The following is a 13,776-nucleotide window of genomic DNA, read 5'->3' on the forward strand; positions in this document are numbered from 1 at the left end:
GACAAATGAAAAAAGCAATCTTAGCATTATCTATTTCTGCGTTAGCTTTATCTTTAGGGGGAGTAGCCTCTGCTTCACCAGTAAGTTCAACGGTATCAGATGTAAAACCGGCGACAGTTACGGTAACTTTTAGTCCTGCCAACGGAGAAAAGCCACCTATTAAACCACAAGACGTAGACGTACCTCTGGGTATGGGAAGTGAATACTACATGGAAGGCTCAAACTGGATGCTTTTGTATGGAAGTAACGTTATTAAGCTCACTGGTAATAAGGTTACAGTTATTGGATATGGTACAGCCCAAGTGGAAGCATATAAATCTAATGGTGCTAAGTTGGGAGTCTACACTTTTATTGTGAAAAGATAAATTAATGAAGAAAGTGAATGTATATTTCACTTTCTTCACCAAGGCTGTCGAGGTTCCTCGACAGCCTTTTTATGAACTTATCGGTAAGCTGATCTCTAGATCAGAGAAATACTCCTTTATTGGGTTACCTTCTTTATCCAATTTAAACTGACTTTTATTCCCTTCTTTAAAAATGTGTTTATAAACTTTAATAGTAATAACTTTTGGAGGGGATATAAAGGGTTCAAACTGAGAATCAGTCATTAGAACATTACCGTCTGTTGCGCTCCAACCTTTACCTCCAATTTGTTTTATTTCATTTCCCTTATCATCATAAAGTTCATAGTTTAGAAAAGGTAAAGTAGAGATTTTTAAAGGTTTTGGTAATTCGATTCGTGTAGTTATATTAGTTGTAATTGGGGTCAGCTCAATCTTTTCCAATGTATAATGAATTTTCTCATACTGGCGCTTAAGGTCAGGTGTCTGTACTATATTTTTTTTAGTATTCTTCTCAATAGGGATAATGATTTTGAATGGTTGTTGAATCCCAGACACGGGCATGGAAAGTGTTAAATCAAACTTATCTGGGAAAGATTTCCCTCCCTGGTTACGTAAATCTGAAAATTGTATAATTGTTGAATTAGAATTTTTTCCAGGTATCATATAAGGATCAATGGAGTTGCTTGTGTTAGCAGGTGCATAGGAGTTTATTTCTTCTCCATTAATAGTAAGTATTACATCGTTGATCAGTGATGATACCGTTTCATTTGTAAATCTTTTGTCAGTGGTTTGTCGTTCTAAGGCAATGGATATACGTGTTCCATCAAACATAACTTCCGGTACGCTGAGAGTCAGGCCATCGTGAGTGTCACTAAGATTTGGTTTGGATAGTAGCCCTTTTTCATCCGCTGTTTGTAAACCAAGATCACCAGCTAGCTGGAATATAGAATTCATACCTGGAACTTGTTTTAAGGATGCAGCCATTGTTGGTGAAATAAATCCAGTACTAACGACAAGTGCAAACGCTACTACAAGTGCGGCGGAGGTTCCGAAAAAGGCATTGCGAACTCTTTTTGAACGAGAGTTAGAGCGCTTATAGCGTCTTGTTTTCATTATACTATAGCGTTCCATTGTTCTATCAATTAAATCCACTTGGAATGGGGTATTCCGAATAAGCTTTTGTAAGTGCTCGATTTCTTTATCTTCCGGGTTTAAATGAATGCTCAATTTGTTTTCCTCCCTTTTCATTGTAGTTAATTAGCTTTTTACGGAGTCGCTCATATCTTTTTCGGATCGTGGATGATTTCAGTCCCATAATTGTAGCAATCTCTTCGTAGTTGTAATCCTCAAGCGAACGTAATAATAAAATCTGGCGATCTTTTAATGTTAGCTGGTCCAGTAACTCGTGAATTAAATTTGTATATTCATGTATGGGTTGTTGCTTTAGGTTCAGTTTGTACTGAATGAAGGATTTGAATGTTCTAGCGTTTCTTTTTAATAAGTCAGTGCAGTGATTTTGAGCGATTTTGTAAAGCCAAGCTGAAAAAGAAACTGTAGGTACGAACTGACGGATGTGCTCAAGCCCTTTGATGAATATTTCTTGAGCGGCATCTTCTGCTTCTTCCTGATTTTTAAGTAAGTAGTAGCAATATAAAAAGATCTGTTGTTGATAACGCCGTATGATATGTGTGTATGCTTGTTTGTCGCCTGCTTGGACCTGCTCTATGACAAGATTGATATCTGCGTTTTGATTATTTGTATTTAGCTTTTCCATTAACGCCCCTCCCTTCTGCCTATATAACTGAAAAAGATATGCATTTGTGACATTCAACTAAAAAAACTTGAAGTTTGCTTTTAATGCTTCTCCAGATGTACCTCATTTAACTTTTCAATTATCACGGGATTCATTAAAAAAAGACTTCCTTCTAAGGCATCATAAAATAAAATGACTTTATAGACCATATATTTCACTATTTTAATTATTTTGTAATGTAATGAAGTTCTTATGGTCGAAATCACATGTTAAGTATGACTTACGATATATCTGTAACTATATTGAGGGGGATTGAAATGGAACATACACCTACGATCCGCTCGACGATAGAGACCGAACTCAAGCAGAGAGGCTATACATTTAGCAGCTTCAGTAAAATATCCGGTATTAACCGTGGTACATTCAGTACCATGCTGAACAGTAACCCACCCAAGCCAATCTCCGTTCGGCAGATGGACCTGATTACCAAGGCATTGGAATATCCCGAGGGCTGGCTGTATGAGTTGTACATAGATGAATGCTTTTACGAGGGAAAAGGGCACTGGAAACGGATTAAGCCTTTTTTATTGCGTTGTGTAGAGTTAGGAAAGGTAGACTGTATTCAAAAGGTATTGTCGAGACTGACCGAGGATTTGTCCTATGTGTCGATGATATTTGAGCTTGCAGAAGAACTACACGAAGCAGGTAAGGAAAAAGAAGCTGTCCCTTTTTACGAATGTGTGGTAGAGAACGAAAGATATTACCACTCGGAGAGGCTGGCGATCAGCCAATATCGTTTGTTTTGTTATTCTCTAAATACTGATTTGGATAATAATCGTCAAGCAGCTATAAAATTTGCCCCGTTTCGAAGGAATCTTCCTGAAAATTACCAATTAGACGCTTTATTAAAACTGGCTAATGCCTATTTTCAACTTTATGATTGTGAGACGGTTATACAGTATGCTGAAGAACTGAGAGTACTAGCTACGAGTATCTATCAACAGCAGGTTAGAGGAAAATTAAAAAATCGTGAAGTTAAGCCTCTAAATACAGAAAGACGTCTAATCGTTTATTATGGTCAGTCCTTTTTACTGAAAGGGAATGCCTACGAGATACAAGGGCAATATAAAAAAGCTATGGAATTTATCCCCTACTATGCAGATTTAACTGATTTTGAAGGACTGGACGATATAGGAAAAATAGAGGCACAAAAATTTAAAGTGTGGGCAAAAGCAAATCAGTTGAGTATGGAAATCTTAATGGGGAATATGGAAAGCTTGCCTGCCTATGTTGAGCTTCTTAGAGATAATTCCCAGGAGATATTACATGGGCTACTGACTATTGTTGAGTCAGCTAATATTTACAATTATCCAATAGATGATATTTTAATTCTCTTTGCTGAAAAAATTGATGAATTCAGAGAACTAAATGTAAATATTTCTTACTATCATACGAATTATAATCTGGTCACTTATTCTCGTTTTTTTCTTGAGCTTAGTCGCTACTATTTCAATACAGGAGCTTATTCGAAAGCTATGGACGGTATGCTGAAGAGCTTCAATGCATCTTCTCAATTGAATGATAAAGCGTACTATATCAAGTCTATTACATTATTATTTGAAAAGTATAAAGATCATTCCACATACGAACAACAGGAGGAATATGGAAAATTGCTTGAAGAAGTACAGTATAATGCGAAACACATGCTTCCTTGAACTACAAAAAGGCTACGTATTTTGCTACTTAATTGAGCAGAACAGCGTAGCCCTTTTTAATTTTTCTTAGCCTAGATGGCTAATAGAGAACAATATTAAACTTATCCTTTTCCTTTGGAATCATCAGAGTTATTTTCAGAAAGCTCATTCTCTGTCGAGAAAAGCTCCTTTAGAATGCGATAAGCTTTATTCTGTTCCGCTTCACTCTGCTGGGAAAGAATATGAATACATCCCCATATCCAGGGCTGGCTTTTGAGTTCTTCATATGAATTAAAGTTAAAAAATGCAAATACGTTTGTGTTCAGCGCCTCTGCTATTTTCTCTAATGTTTTAATCTGTACATTGACTTCACCGCGTTCCAACTTCCCTATGTAGGAGCCTGTTGAATCGGATGCTTCTGCCAGTTGTTCTTGAGTAATATCACGCAATTTTCGAAATTGGCGAATCTTCGTTCCTATAAGTTTCGTCGTTTCCATAGACCTCCACACTCCTATAGTATGAGTGTAGACAAAGCTAGATCAGGCGTGGAGGTAATTAAATTGCCTAAATTAATATATATTTAGTCTCTGTGAGGACTATTTAAAAAGCATCAAATACCATAATATAATAAAACAGTGTAGAAAAGGGGTTGACCATCATCCAATTTATTCATATAATTTCTAGTATATTGTAATTGATTATCGAGGAGGGTGATTTTTTAAAATCATCTGAATATGCCGGGGGTGTTTTTATTGGAAAATGCAACCACGATTCGTTCGGAAATTGAGAAAGAATTAAAACTTGGTGGCTACACGTTTAATAGTTTTGGACAAGCTACGGGGCTTAACCGGGGCATATTTAGTGCGATGCTTAACGGAAATCCACCTAAACCTATTTCTGTGAGACAAATGGACTTGATTACCAAAGCCTTTAATTATCCAGAGGGCTGGTTATACGACCTGTATGTGGATGAATGTTTTTATGATGGAAGACCACATTGGAAAAGGGTCAAGCCGTTCCTGATTCGTTGTGTTGAAGTGGGGAACTTGCGATGTGTTGAGAAAGTGCTTTCACGCTTAATGGAAGATCTTAACCACATTCCAACGATCTTTGCTTTGGCAGAGGAGTTATACGAAGGGGGGAAGCTGCAAGAGGCAATTCCTTTCTATGAATGTGTCATTGAAAATGAAAAGTATCAGCATTCTGAGAGATTGGCGATAAGCCATTATAAATTGTTTGTTGCTTCTGTGGGTCAAGATCTGGAGAAAAATTTGGAATCTGTTCTGAGATTTATTCCTTATCGTAATCGCTTACCAGAGAGTTATCAGCTAGATGGGCTTTTAAAAATTATCAATATATATTTTTATCTACATAAATGGGACAGCGTTAAGAAGTATGGAGATGAGTTGTGTACTCTCGCCAAAACTGTTTATTTAAATCGATATGAAAATAATAATACTAAAAGACGTGTTAAGGACGAATTTAAAACAGAGAAAAATCTTGTTTTCTATTACGGCTACGGATATTTATCTAAATCTACAGCTCTCCAAAAAATGGAGAAATTTGAGGAAGCACAATCTTATATTAAATATTACGCGGATTTAAGTTGGTTCAAAGGACTTAACTCAGAAGGTGAGCAATATGTAAAGATGTTCAGCCTTTGGGCAAAGGCAAACTCTTATACACTTGATATGCTTTTAGGAAAAAGAGATGTTTTAGTAGAATATATTTCTTTTCTCAATCAACATCCGGAAGAAAAATTATCTGGTCTTTTAACTATCTTGGAATCAGCTAACAAATATAACTTCTCGGTAGATTATGTACTTGAAAGTTTTTCAGCAGAGATTGATCAGTTCAAGTTTCTTGATGATGTAAAGAATAGAAACTATTATTGTTGTTTTTTATATCAAAGGGCAATTTATGAGTATAGAAGTAATAGCTTGGAGAAAGGAACAAACTATGTTCTAGACTGTCTTGCACTTTCATTGATTAGTCGGAATGATAGTGACTTTAAACAATGTGTTGCGTTGTTTGAGGTTTACAGAGAATTTGCTACTTATGAACAAACAAAGAGATACGAAAATATAATTAAGGAGGTGAATATCTATGAAAAAAGGTTATTTAGTGGTACTAGCCTTAGGTATTCTATTTTTTAGTATATTCCCTTTCTATAATCCAAGCAGTGTAGAAAGTTCTAATGAAATTATATTATTTAATCATGGCATGGGTTGAATTTGTATAGATGTGTATAATTCATAGAAGAGAACCACCGTTCTCGAAGCCAATTCCTATGGATTGGCTTTTTTGATTTATCCCGTTAAAGGGATGAATTGGGTTTTATTATATTTTTAACCTGTAGGGAAGGTATCAGCTTGTAAACTAATGTAAATACCACACCGAACAGGAGGTTTATTGATGTGAAATGGAAACAATTGGAGGAATGCATCGAAGAAAAGCGGAAGGAATTAAATGATTTGGCGAATGAGGTGGGATTGAAGGATCGGCGGGTGTTAATCAAGTCCATGGAGTTAGATAGACTCCTTAATAAGTACAGCGACTGGAAATATAGCTATCGTAGACAACAGAGCATCCCCCAAAGTTCACAAATACAAGAGAAGCAACACGAGCTTGTCCTATCTTATTAATCTTCAAGCATCATGACAAGATAGAATCTAACTTCACCAGGGCTTCTAATACATAGTGGGATATAGAATAAACAAGATAATCTCTATTGCATCTCGTACGCTGCTCTTATCCACGTTGTTCGTACGGTTTATTGTTCTGCGTCTACATCAGGCGGAAGCCATGTATTAATGATGAATATGTATCAAAAAAACCTCCCGATTCACGTTATTACGTGACTCAGGAGGTTTTTGGGTTTTACTGTTGAAGTTGGCGTAGTACGGTGATTTCGACACGGCGGTTTTTTTGTCGTCCAGCTTCGGTACTATTGTCACCAACCGGTCGGGTATCTGCATAACCCGCATACTGAAATCCTGAGGGTGAAAGTTGCTCTCTGTCGAGAAAGAATCGGAGTACAGATAGTGCCCGTGCGCCTGAAAGCTCCCAGTTATCCTTATACATCGATGAGTTCGAGGAACGCGTGAACGGAATGTTGTCCGTATGGCCCTCAATGCTAATCGGTGTTTTCAAATCTCGAAATAGACTGGCCAACTTGGATAGTGTGTTGGCAGAGCCTTGCTTGAGTGCAGCTCTACCTTGATCGAATAAAAAGCGGTCATTTAGCGTAATGACAATACCACGCGGCTGATCTGACACAAAAATCTGATTTTCCAGTTTGTTGTCCGTAATATATTCTTGAATGACACCCATTAAATTTTGCAGTTCTTTTTCCTGCGTGCGGAATGCTTGTTCACGTTCGGTAAGCTTTGTCGATCCGGCTTCCTTTTTATCGGCTGCTGGTTGCTTGGTCGCGGGTGGATTCTTGCTGGTATAACGATCGGCAGTACCTGTAATGCCCGAGCCTTGCTCCAAAATAGAATCTCCCTTGTGGAACGTATCCTGAAGGGATTGAACAACGACATCGTATTTTTTAGCATCCAAACTACTCATGGCATACATCACAACGAAAAATATGAGCAGCAGGGTGATTAGATCGGCATAGGTAATCATCCAGCGGTCACGATGGTCTCCGCCGCCTCCTTGACCCCCACGGCGCTTACCGCGCGTTCTCATGGAAGTCCTCCTTTGGAGATGCGTCCTCAGTGCGTGAGCGACGAGGCGGTTTGCGATCTATATTTTGCTCTGAGCGGATAAAGAACTCCAACTTTTTGCGTACAAGCTTTGGATTCTCTCCGTTTTGGATAGCCAGAATACCTTGCAGCAGCAAATCCATCGTGATAATTTCACTCTCACTGGCTGCTCTTATTTTGGATGCGATGGGCAGAAAGATCAGATTGGCGCTAGCAACGCCGTATAGGGTTGCGATAAAGGCAACAGCAATGGACGGACCAAGCGCAGTAGGCTCGGTCAGGCTGCCCAGTACATGGATTAGGCCCATAACCGTACCGATAATCCCCATCGTAGGGGCATAACCGCCTGCGGATTCAAATATTTTGGCGTACCCCTCATGTTTGTGTTCAATGGCATCTAACTCAAGCTCTAAGATCTGTTTGATCTGTTCCTGCTCGGTGCCGTCGATGACCAACTGAAGACCTTCGCGCAAAAATGCATTCGGATGCTCTGATGAAATACGCTCTAGCGCAAGTACACCGGATCGGCGTGAGGTGGCAGCCATGGAAACCAAATCTTCTATATATTGCTCCGTAGGATTGTCCTCACGGCTAAATGCCATCCGTAGAGCGGTGGGGATCGTCTTCAGCTTGGAAGCGGGGTAGCTGATCACAACTGCGGCGAAAGTTCCCCCAAATACAATGAGAGCCGATGTACCTTGAAGCAGCCCGGTAAATTCGCCGCCTTCCCATAAGAAGCCACCGATTAATGCTATGATTCCTGCGATGATGCCCAATACGATGGTGATATCCAAAATTTAATTCACTCCTATTCAAGACTTATCGTTTGCATCCGCGGTAAGAAAGAGGTATAATACGGGAACAAACATTCTTATCCAACCATATTTCCCAAGTATCATTGCTCGGGAAATATCGACATAGAGTTACAGGTAAAGACGTTAAAGCTCGACTGGTGTAAAATCATGATGTTTCCATTTTAGACGATAAGGGTGATGCAGGGCAATGAGTGATATCGTTGTTAGCGATAAGACTTTTGAAATTCAGTCGGAATTCCAACCTCAAGGCGATCAGCCCCAGGCCATTTTTGAATTGGTAGAGGGAATTGCAGAAGGAAAGAAGCATCAAACGCTATTGGGTGCTACGGGAACAGGTAAGACGTTTACCATCGCACAAACCATTGCCAAGTTAAATCGGCCTACGCTGGTTATTGCACATAATAAGACTTTGGCTGCTCAACTGGCGAGTGAGTTTAAAGAATTCTTTCCGAATAACTCCGTCGATTATTTTGTCAGCTACTATGATTACTATCAACCGGAAGCATACATCCCGTCTTCCGATACGTATATTGAGAAGGATTCCAGCATCAATGAGGAGATTGATAAACTTCGCCACTCAGCGACAAGCTCTCTGTTTGAGCGTCGTGACGTTATTATTGTAGCGAGTGTCTCCTGCATTTATGGTTTGGGTTCGCCGAAAGAATATTCAAGCCTGCTGCTTTCGCTTAGAGTTGGCATGGAGAAACCCCGCAATCAGATTTTGTCCCGCTTGGTCGATATTCAATATCAGCGGAACGATATCAACTTCGTGCGGGGTACTTTCCGTGTACGGGGGGATGTTGTTGAGATATTCCCGGCTTCCCATGGGGAACATGCTATACGTGTAGAACTATTCGGGGATGAAATTGAACGAATTACCGAGATTAATGTGCTTACGGGTGAATTGATCGGTGAACGTGATCATATTGCTATTTTCCCGGCATCTCACTTTGTTACTCATGAGGATACGATGAAGGTAGCATTGGTCAACATTGAACGTGAGCTTGAAGAGCGGTTAGCGGAGTTGAAGGAGCAAGGGAAGCTGTTAGAAGCACAACGTTTGGAGCAACGTACCCGCTATGATATCGAGATGATGAAAGAGGTTGGTTTTTGTTCCGGTGTCGAGAATTATTCAGGTCCACTGACATTCCGTGAGCGAGGAGCAACACCATATACGCTAATGGATTATTTCCCGGATGATATGCTGATCGTCATTGACGAGTCCCATGTTACATTGCCGCAGATTCGTGCCATGTATAACGGTGACCAAGCACGTAAGAATGTACTGGTGGATCATGGTTTTCGTTTGCCGTCTGCATTGGATAATCGCCCGTTGAAGTTTGAAGAGTTTGAGGACAAGGTAAGTCAGATTATCTATGTATCAGCTACTCCAGGACCCTATGAGATGGAGAAGTGCGAAACGATGGTGCAGCAGATTATTCGTCCTACCGGGCTTCTTGATCCGATTATTGAGGTGCGTCCGAGCAAGGGGCAGATTGACGATCTTATTAATGAAATACGGCTTCGCATAGAACGTGAAGAACGGGTGCTGGTGACCACACTTACGAAGAAGATGTCCGAAGATTTGACTGACTATTTAAAAGAAGTAGGCATCAAGGTCCGGTATATGCACTCCGAGATTAAGACGTTGGAGCGGATGGCTATTTTGCGGGATCTTCGTCTAGGGACCTTCGACGTGCTAATCGGGATCAATCTTTTGCGGGAGGGTCTTGATTTGCCGGAAGTATCTCTGGTCACGATTTTGGATGCAGACAAAGAAGGCTTCCTGCGTTCTGAGCGCTCTCTGATACAGACAATCGGACGGGCAGCACGGAACAGTGACGGTCGTGTTATTATGTACGGCGATAAGATTACCGATTCTATGGATAAAGCGATAAAGGAAACGGAACGTCGGCGTGCGATTCAAATTCAGTATAATGAAGAACATGGGATTACCCCGCAAACCATACGTAAAAAGATTCGTGATGTTATTGAAGCAACTAAGGTGGCAGAATCGAAGAATGATTACCTTCCTAATGAGACGGGTAAACTTTCCAAGAAGGAGCGCCAATCACTCATTCAGCGTCTGGAAGCAGAGATGAAAGACGCCGCCAAGAACCTACAGTTCGAGCGGGCAGCCGAGCTGCGTGATGCTTTGCTGGAGTTGCGAGCTGATTAAACATTGAGAATAAGCTAGAAGCAAAACATATGAAAATAAAATGTTTGATTGCTTTGCTTTTAAAAATAGTGAGGGCGGCCTATGTGGTCGTTCTCTTTGCGATATATCACTTCCATGGGATAATCCAATGCGATATAGCATGACGTGAACTACGGCTAAGGAGATGAAACATTTGGCGAATGAAAGCATCATCATCAAAGGCGCACGCGCGCATAATCTCAAAAATATTGACGTGACGATTCCACGGGACAAGTTCGTCGTCCTGACAGGGCTTAGCGGCTCAGGTAAATCGTCGCTGGCTTTCGATACGATCTATGCGGAAGGGCAGCGGAGGTATGTGGAATCTTTATCTGCGTATGCCCGTCAATTTCTCGGGCAAATGGAGAAGCCGGACGTTGATTCGATTGACGGTCTGTCTCCTGCCATTTCCATTGACCAAAAAACAACAAGTCGGAATCCGCGTTCTACTGTCGGAACAGTTACCGAAATCTATGACTACCTGCGGTTGTTGTTTGCCCGGGTGGGTCATCCTCATTGTCCTGAACATGGCATTGAAATCACGTCACAGACCGTCGAACAGATGGTAGACCGCATTTTGCAGTATCCTGAGAAGACACGACTGCAAATCCTAGCTCCATTGGTATCGGGTCGCAAAGGTGAGCATAAAACACTGTTTACGGATATAGCCAAGCAGGGCTTTGTGCGGGTACGTGTGAATGGCGAACTGCGTGAATTGTCTGAGAAGATTGAGTTGGAAAAGAATAAGAAGCACTCGATTGAAGTGGTCGTAGACCGCATCGTTGTCAAGGAAGATGTGCGTGCGCGTCTGTCTGACTCTATTGAGACGGCATTGAATCTTTCAGGCGGGCAGTTGCTTGTAGACATTATGGGGCAAGAGGAGTTGCGGTTCAGCTCCAACTTTGCATGTCCTATTTGTGGATTCAGCATAGATGAACTGTCTCCGCGGATGTTTTCCTTTAATAGTCCGTTCGGCGCTTGCCCGGATTGCGATGGGTTAGGAGTTAAAATGGTGGTTGACCCTGATTTGCTCATTCCCGATCCTGAAAAAAGTGTGGAAGATGGGGCGTTTCAGGCTTGGAGTGGGGGAACTTCCACTTATTATCCTCAATTTTTACAGTCAGTATGCGAGCACTACGGTATTCCACAGGACATTCCTGTTAGTCAATTGACGACAGAACAAATGAACCTCATTTTACATGGAACGGGTGAGCAGAAGATCCGTTTCCGCTATGAAAATGATTTTGGTCAACGTAAGGAAGCCTATGTGACCTTTGAGGGGATTATCCCCAACTTGGAGCGTCGGTATCGTGATACGGCTTCTGAGGGCATACGTGAATTTATTGAAGGCTTTATGAGTGCAAAGCCATGTAACACCTGTAAGGGACATCGACTGAAAAAAGAAAGCCTGTCGGTAACCATTCAAGAGCGCAATATTGCTTATGTAACAGCCCTGTCTATCGGTGAAGCCTCAAACTTTTTCCATACACTGGAGCTGAGTGAGAAGGAGAAGTCGATTGCCAATCTCATTTTAAAAGAAATTAACAGCCGATTGGGATTCCTCGTTAACGTGGGTCTGGAATACCTGACTTTAAGCCGTGCGGCAGGCACGTTGTCAGGCGGTGAGGCACAGCGTATCCGATTGGCGACACAGATCGGGTCCAGTCTGATGGGTGTGCTTTATATTTTGGACGAGCCTAGTATCGGGCTGCATCAGCGAGATAATGATCGTCTGATTAGTGCTTTGGAGCATATGCGGAATCTTGGCAATACCTTGATCGTAGTGGAGCATGATGAAGATACGATGATGGCGGCGGACTATATCATTGATATCGGGCCGGGAGCTGGAATCCACGGTGGGATGATTATGTCGCAGGGGACCCCGCAGGAAGTTATGGAAGACCCGAATTCCTTAACCGGGCAGTATTTGAGCGGACGCAAGTTCATTCCGGTCAATACCGAGCGGCGCAAGCCTGCTGATAAGTGGCTGGAGATTCGCGGAGCCAAGGAGAACAATCTCAAAAATGTGAATGTCAAAATTCCGTTGGGTGTTTTCTCGGCTGTTACTGGTGTATCCGGCTCTGGAAAGTCGACGCTGGTCAACGAAATTTTGTACAAAACGTTGGCGCGTGATCTGAACCGGGCGAGAGTGCGTCCAGGGCAGCACAAAGAAATTCGCGGGCTAGAGCATATCGAAAAGGTTGTTGAGATCGATCAATCGCCAATTGGCCGTACACCGCGTTCCAATCCTGCAACGTATACTGGTGTATTTGATGATATCCGTGACTTATTCTCGCAGACGAACGAGGCCAAAGTACGAGGCTACAAGAAAGGCCGCTTTAGCTTTAACGTTAAGGGAGGTCGTTGTGAAGCTTGTAGAGGCGACGGCATCATCAAGATTGAGATGCATTTTCTGCCAGATGTGTATGTTCCATGTGAAGTGTGCAAAGGCAAGCGTTACAACCGGGAGACCCTGGAGGTTAAATACAAAGGAAAAAGTATTGCCGATGTGCTGGAGATGACGGTAGAGGATGCGACGGAGTTTTTTGAAAATATTCCGAAGATTCATCGCAAGATCCAGACGCTGATGGATGTAGGTTTGGGGTATATCAAGCTGGGTCAGCCTGCGACTACCTTGTCTGGCGGTGAAGCACAGCGTGTGAAGTTGGCCTCCGAATTGTATCGTCGCAGCACAGGCAAAACCATTTATATTTTGGATGAGCCGACAACTGGTCTGCATGTTCACGATATTGATCGATTATTGACGGTGCTGCATCGTTTGGTTGATTCAGGAGAGACGGTGCTGGTCATTGAGCATAATCTGGATGTGATTAAAACAGCCGATTATCTGATTGATTTGGGACCGGAAGGCGGAAGTGGCGGTGGAACGATCTTGGCTACCGGGACACCGGAGCAACTCGTGAAAGTCGAAGAATCCTATACAGGTCGATACTTAAAGCCGATCCTTGAACGGGATACAGAGCGTAGCCAAGCGCTTCAGACAGTCGATCTATAGATATCATTTAACGTACGCTTTAAAAGCCCTGCACAGGCAGGAAGGCAGAATACGAACTACTGTATTTATGCCTTCGCCTTGGCAGGGCTTTATTTTTTTTGTAAAAAAAGAAAACTTTTATCAAATTCCTGCGTTAAAGCATGTGACACGTAGTTTACCAAGCGCTGGGATAATAAATCTATACGTATATTCATCGACAGAAAGTCTCTGAGTAGTCTCTAAATTTTGGAGTTTTGGATGTTTA

The 13,776-nt window shown here is 41.7% G+C and carries 11 protein-coding genes; 6 read left to right on the forward strand and 5 right to left on the reverse strand.

What is annotated here, in order from left to right:
• Positions 1–5: 5 nt before the first annotated feature.
• On the forward strand, positions 6–365 hold the full coding sequence (locus tag G9G53_RS06605; protein WP_165146317.1) for a hypothetical protein: 360 nt from the start codon (positions 6–8) through the stop codon (positions 363–365).
• A 69-nt stretch (positions 366–434) separates the two neighbouring features.
• Here G9G53_RS06605 and G9G53_RS06610 read toward each other — a convergent pair whose 3' ends face one another.
• Positions 435–1,571 (reverse strand): DUF4179 domain-containing protein, encoded by a 1,137-nt coding sequence (locus G9G53_RS06610; RefSeq protein ID WP_165146320.1) that lies wholly within the window; start codon positions 1,569–1,571, stop codon positions 435–437.
• A complete protein-coding gene (locus G9G53_RS06615) occupies positions 1,543–2,118 on the reverse strand; it encodes an RNA polymerase sigma factor (protein ID WP_165146323.1) in 576 nt (191 codons plus the stop codon). The genes G9G53_RS06610 and G9G53_RS06615 overlap by 29 nt, the downstream gene beginning before the upstream one ends.
• Positions 2,119–2,414: 296 nt before the next feature.
• Between G9G53_RS06615 and G9G53_RS06620 the strand changes: the two genes are divergently transcribed.
• A complete protein-coding gene (locus G9G53_RS06620) occupies positions 2,415–3,812 on the forward strand; it encodes a helix-turn-helix domain-containing protein (protein WP_165146394.1) in 1,398 nt (465 codons plus the stop codon).
• Positions 3,813–3,913: 101 nt separating this feature from the next.
• Here G9G53_RS06620 and G9G53_RS06625 read toward each other — a convergent pair whose 3' ends face one another.
• Positions 3,914–4,288 carry a helix-turn-helix domain-containing protein gene (locus G9G53_RS06625; protein WP_165146326.1) on the reverse strand — a complete coding sequence of 125 codons (375 nt, stop codon included), beginning with the start codon at positions 4,286–4,288 and terminating at the stop codon, positions 3,914–3,916.
• 255 nt (positions 4,289–4,543) lie between these two features.
• Between G9G53_RS06625 and G9G53_RS06630 the strand changes: the two genes are divergently transcribed.
• On the forward strand, positions 4,544–5,947 hold the full coding sequence (locus G9G53_RS06630; RefSeq protein WP_185156346.1) for a DNA-binding protein: 1,404 nt from the start codon (positions 4,544–4,546) through the stop codon (positions 5,945–5,947).
• Positions 5,948–6,208: 261 nt separating this feature from the next.
• Positions 6,209–6,436 carry an aspartyl-phosphate phosphatase Spo0E family protein gene (locus tag G9G53_RS06635; RefSeq protein ID WP_023990607.1) on the forward strand — a complete coding sequence of 76 codons (228 nt, stop codon included), beginning with the start codon at positions 6,209–6,211 and terminating at the stop codon, positions 6,434–6,436.
• 235 nt (positions 6,437–6,671) lie between these two features.
• Here the strand turns inward: G9G53_RS06635 and G9G53_RS06640 are convergent, their stop codons facing one another.
• Positions 6,672–7,487: a flagellar motor protein MotB gene (locus G9G53_RS06640; RefSeq protein ID WP_029514538.1), complete on the reverse strand. Its 816-nt coding sequence runs from the start codon at positions 7,485–7,487 to the stop codon at positions 6,672–6,674.
• Positions 7,471–8,298 carry a flagellar motor protein gene (locus G9G53_RS06645; RefSeq protein ID WP_029514537.1) on the reverse strand — a complete coding sequence of 276 codons (828 nt, stop codon included), beginning with the start codon at positions 8,296–8,298 and terminating at the stop codon, positions 7,471–7,473. Before G9G53_RS06645 ends, G9G53_RS06640 begins: the two co-directional genes overlap by 17 nt.
• Before the next feature lie 208 nt (positions 8,299–8,506).
• On the opposite strand from G9G53_RS06645, the gene uvrB reads away from it, so the two are divergent.
• Complete coding sequence (gene uvrB / locus G9G53_RS06650) at positions 8,507–10,498, forward strand: excinuclease ABC subunit UvrB (protein ID WP_029514536.1); 1,992 nt, start codon at positions 8,507–8,509, stop codon at positions 10,496–10,498.
• A gap of 172 nt (positions 10,499–10,670) precedes the next feature.
• Positions 10,671–13,532, forward strand: coding sequence for an excinuclease ABC subunit UvrA (gene uvrA, locus G9G53_RS06655; RefSeq protein WP_029514535.1), 2,862 nt, complete (start codon positions 10,671–10,673; stop codon positions 13,530–13,532).
• The last annotated feature ends 244 nt before the right edge of the window (positions 13,533–13,776 follow it).

Source organism: Paenibacillus sp. EKM206P (genome assembly GCF_011066155.1).
GTDB classification, from domain to species: Bacteria; Bacillota; Bacilli; order Paenibacillales; family Paenibacillaceae; genus Paenibacillus; species Paenibacillus polymyxa_D.